The 19,239-nt window shown below is 53.4% G+C and carries 19 protein-coding genes; 12 read left to right on the top strand and 7 right to left on the bottom strand.

Translation table 11 applies throughout. The features are described 5' to 3' along the window. Positions 1-5: 5 nt before the first annotated feature. Positions 6-434 carry a winged helix-turn-helix transcriptional regulator gene (locus NST08_RS21435; RefSeq protein ID WP_007127592.1) on the bottom strand — a complete coding sequence of 143 codons (429 nt, stop codon included), beginning with the start codon at positions 432-434 and terminating at the stop codon, positions 6-8. Between the two features lie 210 nt (positions 435-644). Here NST08_RS21435 and NST08_RS21440 point away from each other — a divergent pair, with 210 nt between their 5' ends. The 4 genes from NST08_RS21440 (at position 645) to NST08_RS21455 (ending at position 5,872) form a co-directional block, all read left to right on the top strand. Beyond that, complete coding sequence (locus tag NST08_RS21440) at positions 645-1,817, top strand: MFS transporter (protein WP_341342283.1); 1,173 nt, start codon at positions 645-647, stop codon at positions 1,815-1,817. Positions 1,818-2,066: 249 nt separating this feature from the next. Beyond that, on the top strand, positions 2,067-2,813 hold the full coding sequence (locus NST08_RS21445; protein WP_341342284.1) for a cupin domain-containing protein: 747 nt from the start codon (positions 2,067-2,069) through the stop codon (positions 2,811-2,813). 172 nt (positions 2,814-2,985) lie between these two features. After that, positions 2,986-4,347 (top strand): dipeptidase, encoded by a 1,362-nt coding sequence (locus NST08_RS21450; protein ID WP_341342285.1) that lies wholly within the window; start codon positions 2,986-2,988, stop codon positions 4,345-4,347. A gap of 385 nt (positions 4,348-4,732) precedes the next feature. Next, positions 4,733-5,872 (top strand): zinc-dependent alcohol dehydrogenase, encoded by a 1,140-nt coding sequence (locus NST08_RS21455; protein WP_213613494.1) that lies wholly within the window; start codon positions 4,733-4,735, stop codon positions 5,870-5,872. A 123-nt stretch (positions 5,873-5,995) separates the two neighbouring features. On the opposite strand, the gene NST08_RS21460 is transcribed toward NST08_RS21455, so the two are convergent. Then, entirely contained in the window at positions 5,996-6,358 is a 363-nt protein-coding gene (locus NST08_RS21460) for a hypothetical protein (protein WP_007127586.1), read from the bottom strand. Between the two features lie 174 nt (positions 6,359-6,532). Between NST08_RS21460 and NST08_RS21465 the strand changes: the two genes are divergently transcribed. From NST08_RS21465 to NST08_RS21475, 3 genes are all read left to right on the top strand, one after another. Next, positions 6,533-7,027, top strand: a complete 495-nt coding sequence (locus NST08_RS21465) for a DinB family protein (protein WP_341342286.1) — start codon at positions 6,533-6,535, stop codon at positions 7,025-7,027. Positions 7,028-7,204: 177 nt separating this feature from the next. Further along, the gene (locus NST08_RS21470; protein ID WP_144867501.1) at positions 7,205-8,197 is read left to right on the top strand and encodes a WYL domain-containing protein; all 993 of its coding nucleotides are present in this window, start codon (positions 7,205-7,207) and stop codon (positions 8,195-8,197) included. A 5-nt stretch (positions 8,198-8,202) separates the two neighbouring features. After that, complete coding sequence (locus NST08_RS21475) at positions 8,203-8,505, top strand: putative quinol monooxygenase (protein WP_007127583.1); 303 nt, start codon at positions 8,203-8,205, stop codon at positions 8,503-8,505. Positions 8,506-8,621: 116 nt separating this feature from the next. On the opposite strand, the gene NST08_RS21480 is transcribed toward NST08_RS21475, so the two are convergent. Then, entirely contained in the window at positions 8,622-9,449 is an 828-nt protein-coding gene (locus NST08_RS21480; RefSeq protein ID WP_007127582.1) for an AraC family transcriptional regulator, read from the bottom strand. Between the two features lie 119 nt (positions 9,450-9,568). Between NST08_RS21480 and NST08_RS21485 the strand changes: the two genes are divergently transcribed. From NST08_RS21485 to NST08_RS21495, 3 genes are all read left to right on the top strand, one after another. Next, positions 9,569-10,918: an alpha-L-fucosidase gene (locus NST08_RS21485; RefSeq protein ID WP_007127581.1), complete on the top strand. Its 1,350-nt coding sequence runs from the start codon at positions 9,569-9,571 to the stop codon at positions 10,916-10,918. Between the two features lie 354 nt (positions 10,919-11,272). Beyond that, entirely contained in the window at positions 11,273-12,157 is an 885-nt protein-coding gene (locus NST08_RS21490) for an ATP-binding cassette domain-containing protein (protein ID WP_251537780.1), read from the top strand. After that, the gene (locus NST08_RS21495; RefSeq protein ID WP_251537781.1) at positions 12,154-12,945 is read left to right on the top strand and encodes an ABC transporter permease; all 792 of its coding nucleotides are present in this window, start codon (positions 12,154-12,156) and stop codon (positions 12,943-12,945) included. Before NST08_RS21490 ends, NST08_RS21495 begins: the two co-directional genes overlap by 4 nt. 230 nt (positions 12,946-13,175) lie before the next feature. On the opposite strand, the gene NST08_RS21500 is transcribed toward NST08_RS21495, so the two are convergent. Further along, a complete protein-coding gene (locus tag NST08_RS21500) occupies positions 13,176-13,988 on the bottom strand; it encodes a TetR/AcrR family transcriptional regulator (RefSeq protein ID WP_007127578.1) in 813 nt (270 codons plus the stop codon). 199 nt (positions 13,989-14,187) lie between these two features. Next, on the bottom strand, positions 14,188-14,535 hold the full coding sequence (locus NST08_RS21505; RefSeq protein ID WP_007127577.1) for a VOC family protein: 348 nt from the start codon (positions 14,533-14,535) through the stop codon (positions 14,188-14,190). Between the two features lie 348 nt (positions 14,536-14,883). Here NST08_RS21505 and NST08_RS21510 point away from each other — a divergent pair, with 348 nt between their 5' ends. Both NST08_RS21510 and NST08_RS21515 read left to right on the top strand, forming a co-directional pair. Further along, positions 14,884-15,669, top strand: a complete 786-nt coding sequence (locus NST08_RS21510; RefSeq protein WP_432806780.1) for a glucose-1-dehydrogenase — start codon at positions 14,884-14,886, stop codon at positions 15,667-15,669. 45 nt (positions 15,670-15,714) lie between these two features. Then, entirely contained in the window at positions 15,715-17,400 is a 1,686-nt protein-coding gene (locus tag NST08_RS21515; protein WP_251537783.1) for a glycoside hydrolase family 13 protein, read from the top strand. Positions 17,401-17,480: 80 nt separating this feature from the next. Here the strand turns inward: NST08_RS21515 and NST08_RS21520 are convergent, their stop codons facing one another. Both NST08_RS21520 and NST08_RS21525 read right to left on the bottom strand, forming a co-directional pair. Beyond that, positions 17,481-18,314, bottom strand: a complete 834-nt coding sequence (locus NST08_RS21520) for a carbohydrate ABC transporter permease (RefSeq protein WP_251537784.1) — start codon at positions 18,312-18,314, stop codon at positions 17,481-17,483. A gap of 17 nt (positions 18,315-18,331) precedes the next feature. Further along, on the bottom strand, positions 18,332-19,225 hold the full coding sequence (locus NST08_RS21525; RefSeq protein WP_341342287.1) for a carbohydrate ABC transporter permease: 894 nt from the start codon (positions 19,223-19,225) through the stop codon (positions 18,332-18,334). Positions 19,226-19,239 lie beyond the last annotated feature (14 nt).

Here is a 19,239-nt window from a genome sequence, read left to right on the forward strand (position 1 = left end):
GCCGGTTAGGTTTGGGTCTGCCGAAGCGGCTCGGCTCCCCATTTCTTGGCCCAGCGCTCCATTGCCGTCAATGAATCCAAGAAATCCATGCCTTTTGCCGTCAAGGCGTACTCCACCGACACCGGCACGGTCGGAATTACCGTCCGGGAGACGATCCCGGAAAGCTCCAGATGCCGCAGCACGTTGGTGAGGGACTGCGTCTTCACGACCGCGACGTCCCGATGAAGCTGGTTGAACCGTTTAGGTCCCTGCGCCAGCTGCGCGATGACGAGAAAGGCCCATTTTGCGCCGAGTATTTGTAGAACCGTGCAGATGTGCTTGAAATCGTACAGGTCCGAGTTTTCACCAGCCCCATGGTTATTTTGAGGCTGATGAATTTGCTCTTGCTCAGCATGGCTTTCTGTTCCCTGAACCTCATTCCTTAACATGCTCACTGCTTCATTCCTCCTCTCAAACTTACTAATCGTTAGTTAATCAAACAAGTTGGATAATATCTATTTTATTTGCCTTCTTACATAATATATGGGGCTTACTTATAATACAAACACAAAGAGATCTCGCGTATGTTAAACATCCGAATCGGCATGTGCTAGCCATGATCCGGTAAACTCGGATATTCCACAAAGCTGAAGGGATGGATTCGAATGAACCGACTCACAATGTATTTGGTTACGCTCGGGGTGTTTTTAACCGCTACCTCCGAGCTGGTTGTCTCCGGCATCTTATACCCCATATCGGAGGATTTGCATATTTCGCTTGCGCTCGCCGGCCAATTGATTACGGCCTATTCGCTTTCTTTTGCCATCGGAACACCGATCCTGGTGTCCCTTACCGCACGCATGAACCGAAAAAAGGTGCTGCTTGGCTCGCTCCTGGTATATATCGCCGGAAGCCTCGTTTCCTTTGCCAGCCATGACATATGGCTGCTAATGGGATCCCGGGTCCTGCTGGGCGTGAGCTCGGGCGTATATCTGGTGTCGGCCATGGGAGCGGCCGCTAAGCTGACGCCTCCTGAGCATCTCGGCCGTGCCATCGGAACGATCGTTCTCGGCTTCAGCAGCGCCATGGTGCTTGGGGTTCCGATCGGCATAATGATCGCAAATGCGTTAAGCTGGCAGGCCATCTTCCTGCTGCTGGCCCTGCTCAGCCTGCTGATTGTTTTCCTTCTCGCGCGTCTCCTGCCTAATGTGGAAGGCGATGAGCCGGTACCGTTTCATCAGCAGTTCAAGGTCCTCGGCAGCGTCGTCATTGTCAGCGCCCTGCTCCTTACGCTTTTCCGGGAATCCGGCAATTCGGTGTTATTTACCTTCATTGCGGCATTCCTGCAGGATATCTTCCGGATTCCTCCAGCAGGAATCAGCATCGTCATGCTCGTGTTTGGCGTTTTGGGCGCCGTCGGCGCAAAGCTTGGAGGATATGGCGTGGACCGGTTCGGCGCTTCCAAAGTCATCATCGCCAGCATGATGATCCACATCGGGGTATTCGCCATTCTCCCGCTCTTGCACTCCCCTCTGATCGGCCTTCCCTTCATCGGCATGATGGTCATCTCGATGTTTGCTGCGGGTCCGGCCGTACAGAGCTATTTCATCCAGCAGGCCCCGGGCTCTCCGAACCTGATCTTGAGCTTGAATACGTCGATCATTCACCTGGGGCTTGCGGCTGGTGCCGGAGCCGGCGGCTTCATGGTCAACGCATCCTCCACGCTCCAATACCACCCATGGCTCGGGGCGCTTGTGCTTGCGCTTGGCTTGGCAGCAGGACTGGTCAGCTTCTCCGCCGGGAGAAGAAAGCCGCTGTCCGAATCGCCAGCCGCCTGATTAACAGGCGCGTTAGGAGACAGCTCGCAGTGATTTATGAAAGCGAAAGCTGTGGTTCATGAAAGCGAGAGCCGTCTTTCGGTTTGAAAAAGACACGAGCCGCTCCGGCATATTTATGGCTTTATCTCAAAGCAATCCGCCATTTAGCCTGCAGCCTTCGTAAAAAATGGGCTCACGCCCTTCTGTCCACCGTCATACCGTATTCTATAGGTTCATGCCTACTCCGAAAAAAGAAGGGCGGAAGCAGCTATGGCAGTGTCTTATATGGATTTCACTTCGCCGTCTGTACGGTTTACTTACGACGTCAACCAAAACCGATTTTTCACGAAGGATAGCCAGAACTTCATCAATTCCCTATCCATCAATCAATTGAATACGCTTGGCAATGCCTCGCTGCTGGATATCTATCTCAGCAGGGGCAATGTCGTGGAGCCGCACATCCACCAGAACGCATCCGAATTAGTGTATGCCGTCACGGGCGCGGCAACGGTCTCCATAATCAACCCGTTTACGAAGGAGCTGTTGAATTTTCCGATTACGCCGGGTCAGGTCGCCCTCGTGCCTCAAGGCTGGTGGCATTACGAAATCGCTACGGCTGACGATACGCATTTATTGGCCATCTTTGACGCTCCGGTTCCGGAGTTCATCGGCGGGTCCGATCTTCTGCGGCTGACACCGGCCAGCGTCTTCGCGCACACGTACTGCCTGAATGAGGCGAAAGTGAAAGAAACCCTTGCGCCAATTAAGGATACGGTCGTGATCGGCCCTCCGAAAGACTGCCCGAACCAAGGGCAGGTTCAGGGCGAAATGATTCAGCAGCATTATAAACGCGATTATTACGATATGTTTCAACAGCAGCAGGAGCAGCTGCTCGAGCAGCAAGAGCGCCATTTCCAGCATCAGTTTCAACACTCCTCCGGGCGGCAGCCGCAGGAGCAGCTCCCCCGTCGTCAGGTCATCGGAAACGGCTGGGATATTTTTGCCGAGGAATTCTAATCAGGGCTTCACAAGACGGGATACGCCGCGGAAATGCGGGCGTATCCTTTTGCTTCTGTCCCAGCCAATGGCATCCTTCTTCCGCCTCATATTTCGCATTCGCCGAAAAACGGTTAGAATAAGAAGATACGGCATCTTTCGAATGCCAATGTAAATCGAAGGAGGAACCATCATGAGCGTTGATTATAAAGCGTATTTCGCTGAACACCGGGAGACTCATCTTAACGAACTGAAAGAATGGCTGTCGATCCCGAGCATCTCGGCCCTGTCCGAGCATAAAGGCGATGTTGCTAAAGCTGCGGAATGGCTTGCAGGCAAGCTGACCGATGCGGGACTCGAGCATGTTGAAATTCACCAGACGGACGGACACCCGATCATTACCGCCGATTATCTCCACGCGGAAGGAAAGCCGACCCTGCTGATTTACGGCCATTACGACGTCCAGCCCGTTGATCCGCTTCACCTGTGGGAGACGCCGCCGTTTGAGCCTGCGATACGGAACGGCAAGCTGTACGCACGCGGAGCTACCGACGACAAGGGCCAGCTGTTTCTGCATGTTAAGGCGGTCGAAGCCATTTTGAAGCAGGAGAAGGAGCTGCCTGTCAATATTAAGTTCTGTATCGAAGGGGAGGAGGAGGTATCCAGCCCGAACCTGCCGCTGTATCTCGATAACAACAAGGACAAGCTGGCTGCCGATGCGATTCTGATCTCGGACACTTCCCTGCTTGCTCCGGGCAAGCCTGCGATCTCGACCGGCCTTCGCGGATTATGCTCCCTCGAGCTGTCTCTTGAAACAGCCAACACCGATCTTCATTCCGGTACATACGGCGGCGGCGTGCCGAACGCCCTGCATGCGATGGTGTCCTTGCTGGCATCGCTTCATGACGAGCAAGGCCGCGTCGCGGTTGACGGCTTTTACGACGGCGTGCTTGAGCTTTCCCCTGAAATGCGCGAGGAATTCGCCAAGCAGGAGTTTGACGAAGAGAAGCTCAAGAAGGATCTCGGGCTGAATTCCCTCTACGGCGAAGAAGGCTTCTCCTTCGTGGAACGCGTCGGCGCGCGCCCAACGCTTGAGCTGAACGGGGTATACGGCGGATTCCAGGGCGAAGGCAGCAAGACAGTCATTCCGAGGGAAGCCCATGCGAAAATCACCTGCCGTCTGGTGGCCAACCAGGATCCGCAGGCTGTTCTCGACGCGATCGAGAAGCATCTGCATGCCCACACCCCGGTCGGCGCCAAGATTACCTTCAAGCCGAAGGAAAAGGCATTCGCCTTCAACATCGATCCGAGCCATCCGATGCTGCAGAAAGCCGCAGACGCCTTCGAGAACGTGTACGGCACACGCGCGCTGTTCACGAAAGACGGAGGATCGATTCCGATCGTCGAGAAGCTATCCAGCACGCTGAACGCCCCTGCCGTGATGATGGGCTTTGGCTTGCCGGATGAGAATCTGCATGCGCCGAACGAACATTTTAATTTGGAAAATTTCGATAAAGGCTTGCTGACGATCGTGGAGTATATGAAGCTGGTTTAATTATGCGCAATGCTTGCCAGCCTTTGCCAGCATCCTATACACAGTCACACATCTGAACGAACGCATAAAGAGCACGGATTGTCCCACCGGGGCATCCGTGTTTTTGTTTTTCCCGCTTTTTTACAAACCGATGCGTGCTCAATTCCATTAGCAGGGATCTGTCTAGTCGGTGCCCATGCCGATCGTATCGTATACGAAAGCAGTACGTTTTAGCCAAAACGTGCAGGCCGCCCCATGATATGCACGTATGGAACAATCATGCAGGGGCATGATAATGGCCAGAGGCAGATTCAAAATAATCTCCTGCCGACTTGGCAGTTCGTTTCTATATGTACATATCGGGTATTAGATTTCCGAGTGCATCTTGATTAAGGAGGGATTCTTGATGAGAGCAGTTACGTTTCAGGGAGCCAAAGACATTCAAGTGAAGCAGGTGGAGGCTCCATCCATCCAAACCGAGGACGATATCATCGTTCGAATTACATCGACGGCGATTTGCGGCTCGGATCTTCATATTTATCTAGGGGGTATGCCGGCGGCGAAGGATTATGTCATCGGGCATGAGCCCATGGGGATCGTGGAGGAAGTCGGCTCCAACGTAACCCGCGTCAAAAAAGGGGACCGGGTCGTGATTCCGTTCAACGTATCATGCGGACACTGCTATTACTGCAATCACGATATGGAGAGTCAATGCGACAGCTCCAACGGCAATCCGGATGTCCATTCCGGCGGATACCTCGGCTTCACCGCGCGCTACGGGAATTATCCCGGCGGCCAAGCCGAATATTTACGGGTGCCTTACGGGAATTTCATGCCTCTGGTCATTCCGGAATCGTGCGAGCTTGAGGATGAAGCGCTGCTCCTCCTCTCCGATGTGCTGCCCACCGCTTACTGGAGCGTTGAAAATGCCGGCGTCAAACCGGGTGATACGGTAACGGTGCTGGGCTGCGGACCTGTCGGACTGATGGTCCAGAAGTTCGCCTGGATGAAGGGAGCGAAGCGGGTCATTGCCATCGACCGAGTGCCCTACCGTCTGGATAAGGCCAAGCGAATGAACCAGGCTGAAGTCTATAATTTCGAGGACTACGATGATATGGGCTTGTATATTCGCGAAATCACGAAAGGCGGTACCGATATCGTCATTGATTGCGTCGGTATGGACGGCAAAAAAACGGCGATGGAGGCCATCGGCCAAAAGCTGAAGCTCCAGGGCGGCACGCTGAGCGCCATCGACATCGCCATCGAAGCGGTCCGGAAATTTGGGACCATACAGCTTACCGGCGTGTACGGATCTTTATACAATATGTTCCCGCTGGGTCATATTTTCGAACGAAACATCACGCTCACGATGGGGCAAGCGCCCGTCATACACTATATGCCGGAGCTGTTCAAGAAAATCACGGCCGGGGAGATCGATCCGACCGAGATTATCTCCCACCGCTTTCCGCTTGAGAAAGCCAGCGAAGCCTACCGGATTTTCTATGAGCATGAGGACGACTGCACCAAAGTGGTCCTGAAGCCTTGACCATAAGCCTGCTATCCAATGTCAAATGTTACAGCCAAGTTTCCACGGCCTTTTCGGAAGGTCGCGGGACCGCTTGGCTTTTTATTGTTTTTTTCGGAATCCCCCGCTCTCTAAGCTACGGTCCTATGGCTTCGGATTAACCCGAAGGATCGTCCCGCACGGATCCGAGATCCAGAACCCCTTCGAATTTTCGTAAATTTCCACTTCGTCCCGCCGATCCACGCCCTGCTCCCGCAAGTAGTCCTTCGCAAGTTCCGGATCATTCGCTTGCACTTCCAGCCACACATCGTTCTGAGGATAGGAGTCCTTGCAATCGAGCCAGAGCGTGTTCGGGCCCAGGCTAAACGCGTGGGATTCGTCCTTGAACCCCAAATACGGAAGCTTCAAAACGTCCCGGTAAAACCTTACGGTTTCCTCGTATTTGAATTTCGGAATTTTCAGTGCAATATTGTTGCCTCCGGTAAATTGAATATCTGCTGATGACATAATTTCGAGTCCCTCCCGCTTTTTTACAGTTATTATAGCACGCATCCTCCCGGTGAAATTCTTCCAGTTTGCCGAAATTGCCTGTGCAAACAAAGAATCACTGACCGTAACTGTCAGGGATTCGGGAATATACTTGCCCTATGGATAACCCACTAAAAAAGCGAGGTTGGTTGAATGTTGAATATCGAGGATTTTTGCGAACTATGGACCAAAGAGGTTCAAATCACCGAGCGTGTAATGAACGCTTTGACCGATGAATCGCTGAAGCAGTCCATCACGGAACAGCACCGTTCAGTAGGGCAGCTCGCCTGGCATCTGGTCATGTCGATTCAGTATATGAGCATGCTCGGTTTGAGTTTTGAAGGCCCGTCGCGGGAGCAGCAAATTCCCGATTCCGCGAGCGTCATTCTGGAAAGCTACCGCGGGGTAAGCCGTGCCTTTTTGGATGCCGTGAAGTCTCAGTGGACGGAGCAGGATCTATACGTGTCGCATGATATCGCTGGAGAGGCATGGGGAAACGGAGAGTCGTTGCAATTCCTCATCGTCCATCAAGCCCATCACCGCGGACAGATGACCGTGCTTATGCGGCAGGCAGGCATCCGGATACCTGAGCTTTACGGTCCGACCTATGATACCTGGATCGACAAGGGCATGGACCCGCTCGTCTAAAGACGATACAATCGATACAAGCGGGAGCGCCGTTCAGGATGTTGTACCCGATGAAAAGGCCACTAAGGGCATGAATTCGGAGCTGTGCTGCTTGAACGGCATTCCCCTTAATGGATCGGAAACCAAAAAGAGCCTCTACTGGCTTCCGGCATGATTCGCGAAAGGGGCTGTTCACCGATGGCTAAAGCCGATAATATGCTGTCCATCCTGTGGATGCTTCGATCGGGCAGAAAAATAACGGCTCAACAAATCGCTGATGAGCTGGAAATTCATATCCGCACGGTCTATCGCTGCATCGATTCCCTATGCGCCAGCGGGGCGCCGATCATTGCGGATTCGGGACCGAACGGAGGCTACCGGCTGCTCGGAGCCTTTGCCGAATCCCCGCTCATGTTCGATGCGGACGAGCAGAAAGCGCTCGTGCATGCCTCCATTTTCGCAAGAGAAGCGGGTTATCCGTTTACGGAAGCCCTGGAGCGGGCCATCCATAAGCTGAAGCGCTATACGAACGAGGAGCAGCTTCATCAGATCGAGCTGCACGGCGGGGGCATCTCTGTCCTTCAGCCCCCTGTCAGCCAAGAGATCCGATCGTTGCTCCGAACGCTGGAGAATGCGTCGGCACATGGCATCACGCTGAAGATGACTTATTCCAAAGGAAGAGAGAAGGACGCCTCCGTCCGGGAATTCGACCCGTACAGCATCGTCCATTGGAAGGGCCATTGGTATGCCGCCGGCTTTTGCCGATTACGCCAGGAGGTACGAAGCTTCCGCGTCGATCGCATGTCCGGGCTGGAGCTGACCGATCATCGTTTTGAGCGGCCGGATAACTTCTCGGCCAAGGATGTACTGCTCGGCGGTTTGATTCCGGATACCGGCAATGCGGAGAACTTGGAATACGTCATCATCCGGGGCCATGAGTTTACGCTGAACGAATTGTGCCAGCACTGGCTGTTCGGGCACACCCTGGTCAAGCGCCTGCCTGAAGAAGCTCATTTCCGGCTGGCCGCCGATTCCCTGATGTCGTATGTCCCCTACTTCCTGCTCCCTTATGGCAAAGCCCTGACCGTTCTCGAGCCGAGATCTCTGATCATGCGGCTGTGGGAGGTTGCGGGCGGCATGGCCCGGCATTACGAGGCATTGTTGACTGAAATGAAGACAAACGAGGAGTGATACCTATGGAGAAATTCGCCATGTACGGAAAATTAATTGCCCATCCGGGCAAGCGCGACGAGCTGGCAGGCATTTTGCTTGAGGCTGCGGACATGCTGAGCGATAATGCGGACTGCGAGCTGTACATCGTCAATGTTTCGGACAGCGATCCGAATGCGGTATGGGTCACGGAATTATGGAGCAGCGCCGAGGCACATGCCGCTTCCCTTCAGGGAGCGGACACATCGGAGCTGCTGCAGCGCGGCCGCAAGCTGATCGCCGGCGCGGAGCCCCTGAAGCTAAAACCGCTGGGCGGCAAAGGGCTGTAGGCATCCCCTGATCAGATGAACGTGACGCAAAAAAACAAGGTCAATCGGAGTACGTTCCGATTGGCCTTGTTTGTATTGCCTGCCCGGCAGCCGTTCGTCGCCGTTGCCATGGACGCTCAGATATTGTTTCGATATTCCGAAGGGCTGTAGCCCACCTCTTTCCGGAATGTTTTCGAGAAATAATTCGCCGACTCGAAGCCGGTCGCATCGGCGATTTCCTTGATGCTGAGGCTTGTTGTCCGCAGCAGCAGCTTAGCCCGCTCCATCCGTTTGACGCTTAAATATTTTTGAGGCGTGATCCCGAAATGGCGCTTGAAGTATTTAATAAAGTAATTCGGATGCAAATGCAGGGTTCCCGCCATCTGTTCCAGCGTGATCTCCTCGTGCAGATGATCTTTAACATACTGCTGCACCTTATTAAGACGTTCCATGTCCCCGGTCCGGTGCGAATGAATCTGCGGCTCCTGATCGGAGAACACCCTGGAGAGGATGTCCAGCATAACCGATTTCTCCTTCAAGCGGGCGGCAACGGTTTCGGTATGATGGGCATCCACCAGCTCTTGAAACAAATGCGACATCTCCAGCGGCTGTTCCAGATCGTAGCACCTAGGAACATCCAGCCATGAGAACACATCCGCATCGCCTACGGCGGCCGAGAAATGGCACCAGTATTTCAGAAACGGCCGGTCGCTGATGGTGGAATAGGATTGCTTCGTCCGGGCCGGCATCAGAATCAATTGGCCGGGCTTCGGATACAGCTCCTCCTCTCCGATTTTCACCCAGCCCTCCCCTTCCAGGATGAAATAGAGCTTATTATAGGACACGGTGTAATCCAGCTCTCTCCACTCCGGCCAGCATTGCGTCTTCTTCGCTTCCAAAATTTGAACCTGCATGTTTAAGAGCATCTGCTGAATCGCTTCTTGCTCGCTTCGTTCACTCTTCATCTTCCATGTTCCTTCAAAGTTATTATAATACCCGTCAGAGTTAAGTAATTATCTATTCATACTAACATATTCTTGTTAAAATCAAACCCGACAAATCCTAGTACCGAAAGGTTGATCCTATGACGACAACTACCGCTTCGCAAAATCAAGTCATCCTCGAACGAAATGAACGCGTACGTTGGTTCCAGAACGACCGCTTCGGCATGTTTATCCATTGGGGACTCTATTCGATCCCGGCTAGAGGCGAATGGCTCCGGAGCACGGAACAGATGAGCATCGAGCAGTATCAGACCTATTTTGATGAATTCGACCCCGTCGATTATAATCCTCGCGAATGGGCCAAGGCGGCCAAAAAAGCCGGCATGAAGTATGCGGTGCTGACCGCCAAGCACCATGACGGCTTCTGCTTGTTCGACAGCAAGCTGACCGAATATAAAGCAACCAATACCAAAGCCGGCCGGGATCTCGTGAGAGAGTTCCTGGAAGCTTTCCGGGAAGAAGGGCTTAAGGTCGGGCTCTATTATTCGCTGATCGATTGGTATCATGAGGACTATCCCGCCTTCGGAGACCGGATTCATCCGATGAGAGGAAACGAAGCCTTTAAGCGGGATCCGAACAACTTTGACCGCTATTTGGACTACATGCACGGGCAGATCCGCGAGCTGCTGACCGATTACGGCAAACTGGATATTATGTGGTTCGACTTCTCATATGACAATATGCGCGGCGAAGTATGGCGTGCTACCGAGCTCATGAAGATGATCCGCGGGCTTCAGCCGCATATCCTGATCGATAATCGGCTGGAGGGCAGCGGCGAGAGCGGCGGAAGCATCTATACGACCGAGCCGTCCATATACAGCGGGGACTTCGCTTCCCCCGAGCAGATCATCCCTCCGCATGGCGTTGTCGATGTAACGGGCGCACCCATTCCTTGGGAGGCATGCATTACGCTGAACAATAACTGGGGATATGCGGCCGCTGACCGCAACTACAAATCGGCGACCACGATCATCCGCAAGCTGGTGGAATGCGTCAGCAAAAACGGCAACATGCTGCTTAATGTCGGGCCTGACGCCAAAGGCGTCATCCCGAAGGAAAGCCTTGATGTGCTCGCGGAAATCGGCGATTGGATGAGCCGCAACAGCGATAGCATTTACGGATGCGCAGCCGCCGAATTTCCGAAGCCGGAATGGGGACGGTATACCCAAAAAGGCAACAAGCTGTATGCCCACGTCTTCGAGGAGCCGATCGGGCCGATCAATCTCGTCGGCTTGGCGGGCAAGGTCAAGAAAGCCCGGCTTCTGGCTGACGGCTACGAGCTGTTGCTCGGCCGCCCGTGGAGTGCAGCCGAATTCACCGAGGATGCATTCGTCAGCTTTGCCCGTCCGGAGCACTTCACCTTCCCGCTCCCGGACAAACGCAATACCGTCATCGAGCTTGAGCTTGAGGACGGGGCAGACCCGTCATAACAACATACTGCAGGCAAGCATGATTGAGCCTCCGCTGGATGTGTACATTGCATCCTTGCGGAGGCTTCTTGCCTTTATCAGCTCCTCTCCCCTTTAATCGCCCTTGCAACAAAGCTGGTTATTTTCTTGATACAGGGCCTTCAATTCGAACGAACAGAATAATAACCTCCGTCCAAAATGAAACTCAGGATTACCGGCATGATCTCATCAAGAGGCTTCATCGCCCCCTCCTTTATATCTATAGGACCTATCGCCAACGAAAAAAAATCATATTGAAATAAAACTGTTTATACAATATACTGATTAAGAAATAAACTGTTTATTATATACACAATTAATAAAGGAGCGTCGATCATGCGGAAATATGCCGTGGAAATTCAAGGACTGTACAAACGGTTCGGCAGCCAGCAGGTGCTGGACGGAATCGATCTGAAAGTGCCGGAGGGCAGTGTGTTGGCCCTGCTCGGTCCCAATGGGGCCGGTAAAACCACCTTGGTCAACATCATGTCAACCTTGGTCACTCCTGATGCGGGGACATTGCATATCAACGGGTACGATGTGAGCCGGGAGCGCGAGAAGGTACAGCAATCGATCAGTCTTACCGGTCAATTCGCCGCCGTGGACGAAGTGTTGACCGCCGAAGAAAATCTTCGGATGATATGCAGGCTGTCCGGACTCACGGGAGCAGAGGCCCGCATTCGAAGCACGGAGCTGCTGGCTTACTTTGATCTGGCATCGGCACGATCCAAGCGCGCAGGCACCTTCTCCGGCGGCATGAAAAGGCGCCTGGATCTGGCGATCAGTCTCGTCGTGCCAAAACCCGTTCTGTTCCTGGATGAACCGACGACCGGGCTTGATACCCGAAGCCGCCGCGCGCTGTGGGATATGATTTTGCAGCTGAAAAGCCAAGGCATCACGATTGTCCTCACTACGCAATATCTGGAGGAAGCGGATCAGCTTGCCGACCGGATTGCGGTGCTTGATGGGGGGCATATCGTGGCGGAAGGAAGTCCGGAGGAGCTAAAATCCCGGGTCGGGGGCGAGGTACTGGAGCTGCGGAACGCTGAGGATGAGGTCATTCATCGCATTCCCACGAGCGGATCTATAGGGGATGTTGCAAACACGCTTCAGGAGCTTATGCGCCAGCTGCCGACGGAAACGCGGGTCGGCATCCACAGGCCGAACATGGATGAAGTATTCATCGCGCTGACTGAAAAGAGAATGGAGGAGATCGTATGATTGTCAAACCTGTTCACACCGCAAAGAAAACATCGCTTGCCGTTACCCAAAGCGTCTTTATCGGACGCAGCCTCCGCCACAGCCTCCGCAATGCGGATGCGATGCTGATGGCGATTCTGCTGCCGGTGCTCTTGATGCTGCTGTTCACGTACGTATTCGGCGGAGCGATCGATTCCAGCGGCGATTACGTAAACTACGTCGTGCCCGGAATTATTCTGTTATGCGCGGGCTTCGGCTCCTCCTCGGTGGCCGTCGACGTCGCGCAAGATATGACGAACGGCATTATCGACCGGTTCCGGACGATGCCGATTCGCAGCGTTAGTGTCATTACCGGACACGTCGTCGCTAGTCTGGCCCGCAATCTGCTGGCAACCGGCGTTGTGCTCGCGGTTGCCTTGCTCGTCGGCTTCAAGCCTACTGCCGGCATGCTCGATTGGGTATTCGCGGTAGCCCTTATCGCCTTGTTCATCCTCGCCTTCACCTGGCTGTTTGCGGCGATCGGCATGGTCGCCGGCAGCCCTGCCGCAGCGGGGAGCTATGGGTTCGCCCTGCTCTTTCTGCCTTACCTTTCCAGCGCCTTCGTTAAGACGGATACGATGCCGGAATGGCTGCAGTGGATTGCAAGCAACCAGCCCATTACGCCGGTAATCGAGTCCCTTCGCGGATTGCTGATGGGAGCTTCGATACGCGAGTTTATCGGATGGGCAATCGGGTGGTGCTTGCTCATTTTGCTCGTCTCATTGCTATGGGGCATGTGGTCATTCCGCAGAAGAGCGGGCCGCCGGTAATATGGGCAAACGCTTGACCTCTCCTAAGGGAACATCTCGCGTTGGCTGTCACAAGCAGCAATATCATCATCTCTCATGCCACCCGGGAGTTGGCGTATTCCTTAAGTCTCAATTTCAAATCGTCCATGACTTCTCCCATCAGGGACAAAAAAGCGATCCGATCGGATCGCTTTTGCATTTTTTCTTTCCTATTGTCACGATCTCTTAAACTTATAATTTCCGGAACCTAGCTACCCGTTAGCCTCCTCCTTCTCCTTCCCCTGCTCCTTCTTCTTCATTTCCAGATAGTGCTCGATTCCGTCCAAAATGCGCTCCAGCCCGAAATCAATGTCGTTCCCGATCGGATTCTCTCCCGGGTTCTCTTCCGTGTAGACGCCGGACATGATGACGGGGTACAGGAACGGGAACTGCTCGGGCTTCACGAGCGCCTTCAGCGCCAAGGTATAATCCGTCCCGCTGAACCGCTCCGCGGTGGACCCTGATTTGAGCGCAAGATCCATGTCCCGTTGGATGAGGCCGCTGGATCTCGCATAGTTGCTCAGCAGCAGAATGAAGGAGATTTTTTCATAGTCATTCAGCGGAAAATCCCTCATGAAGCGCAATCCCCAATCGATGACCCGGAGATTGTTCGGGGTTATCGGCACGCCGGAGATTGGAATGTCGCCGAACCAGGGATGGTCCCGGAATACCTGCATGCTTAATTTGACGAATAGGCGCATGTTGTCCCGCCAGTCCGGAGCATCCTCATCCGGAAGCGGAACCTCGCAGACCGCATCCTGCATGAGCAGCAGAAGGTCGTCCTTGCTGGGAATGTAGCGGTACAGCGACATGGCGGTGTACCCTAAAGACGATGCCACCCGGTTCATCGAAACGGCGGACAACCCGTCCCGATCGGCTATTTCGATTGCAGCGTCAACGATCTGCCGGATGCTCAGCTCCCTCTTCGGCCCGCGCTGAGGGGGCTTGACCAATCCCCAGCTAAGCGCAGCGCCGCCGGGGAGCATTGCTCCGATATCCTGCTCTGTCGTTTTATCTTTTGACATAACCTATGCGTCCTTTCCGAAGGCTGTTAGTCCCGATAAGCCATTAAATTGTTTATTGTATAAACAGTATATCACAGACTACGCGCTGCCGGCAGGCCAAACGGGAACATGGCGGCGCTGTTTGAATCATTACTGTACGCTCTTTCTGGGCTCAATCGTGGTCCGATGCATGCCGGGATGGATGTCGCCTCATATGGATTCAATGCATCAGAATATTGACGAGCTTGCCGAACGGATCGCGTACGAAAAATCGGCGAACGCCCCAAGGCTCATCCACTGGGCCGTATTCAACAGGGAAGCCGGCGTTTTTCATATCGGCCAACACCGCCTCGACATCGTCGACTTCGATGGAAAGGTCGGGTACGGGCGTGCCGGATCCTCCCTCTTCGGCAAAGCTGATCTGTACCTGCATCGTTTCCGCCGACCCGTAGGTAGCAAACCAGCCGTGATCCATCAGCAGTTCCAGACCGAGCACGTCCTGATAGAAACGTTTAGCTTCCGCAATTCGTCCCGTTTCAATATTAGCCATAATTCGTTTGACTGCCATAGCACATATTCCTCCTTTGTTAGAGCCTACACTCTTCAGCTCTTCTGCTCCTCTGCTCTCAACCCTTCTAGCTTTCTGCCCCTCTCCCCTTCTACCCTTCTGCTCCGCAGATCCCTTTTCTCGAACTTCCCCAAATTAACGAATCCGGCGTCCACGCACAGAACACGCTAATCACTTGCAATGAAGTATAACAAATACTTCCAAGAAAGAAAACGTATACAGACATCATGCTTCAGGACTGTCATCATCTATGGGCGGTTCGATCCCACTCGTCCCATATTGAAAAGGAAGAAATCCGGTTAATTATATTATTGTATTCCATTACACGGTCGATAGGAGGTATGCATGGTGTACAAAGATCTGGTGGGAAACACGGCCGTTATTACCGGCGCTTCGTCCGGCATCGGGCGCGCAATCGCTCTGAGATTCGGTCAAGAAAAAATGAACGTAGTCATCAATTACCTCAGCAGCGAGGATGAAGTGCACTCCATCGTACGGAAGATTGAATCCTTCGGCGGAAAAGCCATTGGCGTGCATGGCGACGTAACCAAGGAGGAGGATGTGAAGAAGCTGGTAGCCGCCGCTCATCATCATTTCGGCTCCTTGGAGGTCATGGTGAATAACGCGGGCATCGAAAACGAGGTGCCTTCCGAGGATTTGACACTGGATAACTGGAGAAAAGTGCTTGAAGTGAATTTAACCGGGGCCTTTCTAGGCTGCCGTGAGGCAATCGATTACATGCTCGAACACCGGATCAAGGGACGGATTATCAACGTTTCGAGCGTACACGAGAGGATTCCATGGCCTCATTTTCTCCATTATGCCGCTAGCAAGGGCGGGATCAAGATGATGACCGAAACGCTGGCGCTGGAATTCGCGCCGAAGGGAATCAGGGTCAATAACCTTGGACCCGGGGCAATCGACACCCCGATCAATGCTGCCAAATTTTCCGATCCTGCAGCCAAGGCGAGTGTTGAAGCCATGATTCCGCTTGGGTATATCGGCAAGCCGGAGGAAATTGCCGCCGCAGCTGCATGGCTGGCGTCTTCTGAATCCAGTTATGTCACGGGCATTACCCTATTTGCGGACGGCGGCATGACCAAATACCCCGCTTTTCAAGGGGGACAAGGCTGAGTTATTCGGTTCGACCACTTACTAGACGGACAGGAGGAATGGCGAATGCTGGAAGCCTGGTGGAAGGAGGCGGTCGTCTACGAGATCTATCCCGTCAGTTTCAAAGATAGCAACGGGGATGGGAAAGGCGATCTTCGCGGAATTATTTCCAAGCTCGATTATTTAAAGGATCTCGGCATCGATGTCCTATGGATCTGCCCGATCTACGAATCTCCCGGAATGGATAACGGCTATGATATCAGCAATTATTATGCGATCAATCCGGCGTTCGGGACGATGGAGGATTTCGACGAGCTCTTATGGGAAGCACATGCAAGAGGTTTGAAAATCATGATGGATCTCGTGTTGAACCATACCTCTGACAAGCACCCCTGGTTCATCGAGTCGAGGTCCTCAATCGATAATTCCAAACGGAATTATTATATCTGGCGCAAGGGCGTGAACGGCCTGTTCCCCAACAACTGGGAGTCTTATTTCAGCGGCTCGGTGTGGGAGTTCGATGAGAAGACCGGCGAGTATTATATGCATCTGTATTCCAAGCATCAGCCGGATCTAAACTGGACGAACGAAGAAATGGTCAACGAATTGTACGACATGATCCGGTGGTGGCTGGAAAAGGGAGTTGACGGCTTCCGCTTTGACGCCATCGCTCATATCGTGAAAGCCAAGGGATTGCCTAATGCCGATAATCCGCAGCATCTGCCGGTCGTGAGGGCTTATCAGCTTTTTTCGAATTTGGAAAAAGTCCATGATTTGCTGAGAAGGCTGAACGAGGAAGTGCTGATGGATTACGACATTATGACGGTCGGGGAGACCTCGGGTCTTGGCCCGGAACAGGCGCTGCAATACGTTGGGGATAAACGGCACGAGCTGGATATGGTGTTTCAATTTGAACATATGACACTGGATTCCGTCTCGACGGGAACCGGGAGGTGGGAAGCCCGGTCCTGGACCCTGCTTGAACTTAAAAAAGTTATGAGCCGCTGGCAAACCACCCTTCATAACCAGGGCTGGAATGCAAACTACTTGGGCAATCACGACCAGCCAAGACCGGTATCCCGATTCGGCAATGATCAGCAGTTCCGCGTCGAATCCGCCAAGATGCTGGCAACCTTCATGCTTACCTTGGAAGGGACCCCTTATATTTACCAGGGCGAGGAAATCGGGATGACCAATGCAGCCTTTGAGACCATCAGCGATTATCGGGACGTCGAAACCCTGAATTATTACGGGCAATCCCAGCTTCAAGGCAAGCCGAATGACCGGATCATGGCGGCCATTCGCGCAAAGAGCCGGGATAATGCCCGTACTCCCATGCAATGGAATGGCGGCCCTCAGGCTGGATTTACGACCGGAGAACCATGGATCAAGGTGAACCCGAATTATACGGAAGTGAATGTGGAATTAGCAATGAAAGATCCGAAATCCATCTACCATTACTACCGGCAGCTGATCGCCCTTCGTAAACAGCATAAAGCGCTAGTGTACGGAGAATATAAGCTGCTCCTTCCCCTGGATCCCGATTTGTATGTGTATACCCGAACGTTGGAGCAGGGTACCATTCTCGTGATCCTTAATTTTTTTGACGACATGCCTAGGATGGAGTGGCCAAAGCACCTTCGAGGCCTAAAGCGTGAGCTGCTGATTTCCAATTACGAGCCCGTGCCGGACGAGCGGCAAGACCAGATCGAGCTTCGCCCCTATGAAGCCAGAGTTTACCGGCTGTACTGACACGCACTTTCAAAATATGAATGGAAAGGCACCCCGCTTGCAGCCGAACGGCTGCAAGGAGGTGCCTTTTTGAGTGTCGCTTACCCCTTCGTTCCGCCTTGGAGCCCGAAGCCCTTCGACATAAACTGCTGCGACAAAATGTACAGGATGATCGCCGGTATGGCATACAGCACCGAAAATGCAGCAAGACTGCCGTATTCGACCATGCCGTATTGTCCGAAGAACTGGTACAGCTTGAGGGATGCCGGAAATTTTTCCGGAGACTGGAGCAGGATATACGGCACGAAAAAATTGCCCCAGCTGCCGGAGAAGGTGAAGATCGCGACCGTGCAGATGCCCGGGACCATCAGCGGCGCAACGACCTTGCGGATGCCGATAAACACCGAGGCCCCGTCCACCCAGGCAGCTTCTTCGAGATCATTCGGCACGGAATCCATGAAATTTTTCATCATCCAGATGCCGTAAGGCATGGACGACGCCACATAGAACAGGATGACGCCGAAGATATTGTCATACAGCTTCAGCCCCAGGAACAGCTGGTAAACCGGCACCATAACGGCTGTTATCGGAAGCGAGGTCATGAACAGAATCGTCAGCATGAAAGGCTTCTTATATTTCATCTGATACCTGGATAAAGGATAAGCGGCGAGCAGCGCCAGCAGAACAACCAGTACGGCTTGGCCAAGCGACATGATAAGGCCGATCAGGAACGCCCGCTGATTCTCGCTGCTGGTGATGACCTCCGCGTAGTTCGCCCCGGTGATGCGGCTCGGCATCTTCAGCGACTGCATCGCATTCGGATCGACGGATGCTACGAGTACCCACAGCAGCGGCAGCAGGAAGCATATCCCGATTCCGGTAAGGACGGCATACGGCAGGATGCGATACACGAGCTTGCGTTGTTTGGCATTCATATCGTTTCACCCCCGCTTTACTCTTTCATCGATTGAATATACAGAAGGCTGAGCACGATGCCGATCAGCAGCAGCAGCAGCGAGATCGCGGTTCCATAGCCCAGCTGGTAATTGACAAAAGCCTGGTTGTACATGAAGATCGGCAGCGTGGTCGTCGAATTGCCAGGCCCTCCCCCGGTCATGGCATAGATCAGCCCGAACACGCCGAGCGTCTGCAGCGTGACGAGCATCATATTTGTCGTGATCGTCCCTTTAATATACGGAATGATGATGCTCGTGAAGATTTTCCATTTGGACGCCCCGTCGACGACTGCCGCTTCTTCGATCTCATTCGGGACGTCGTCGAGCGCGGCTTGGAACACCAGCATGGAAAAGGCGGTGCCGTGCCAGATATTCGCCAAAATGATCGTCAGCATCGGAACCGTGAACAGCCACGTCACTTCGGAGAACCCGAAGAAGCCGATGATGGCGTTCAAAGTGCCCTCATCGCCGAAGAAGCTGTACAGGCACAGGGCGCATACGATTTCCGGGGTCACCCATCCGGCGAGGACAATCGTGCCGATGACCCGCCGAAATGTCCGGTTTCGCTGCTTCATCAGCAGCGCGATCAGGAAGCCGAGCACCTGCTGTCCAATGACGGCCGAGCCGATCAGGAATACGAGCGTATTCCATATGCTGATGCGAACAGTAGGGTCTTGAAACATTCTTGCATAGTTCTCAAATCCGATGAATTTCAGCTCTCTCGCGGCTTCGCCCGTTAACGCCAGGTTCGTGAACGAATAATAGAAGGTCAGCAGAATCGGATAAATAAAAAACACAAGCATGATCGCAATCGAGGGAAGCAGATAAAAGAGCCAAGGGTACGATGGTTTGCGCTTATTCAAAGCGTCGTTCGCCGTTAGACTGCTCATGCGTGAGCTCTCCC

The organism is Paenibacillus sp. FSL K6-1566 (assembly GCF_038050475.1).
Lineage (GTDB): Bacteria > Bacillota > Bacilli > Paenibacillales > Paenibacillaceae > Paenibacillus_AQ > Paenibacillus_AQ lactis.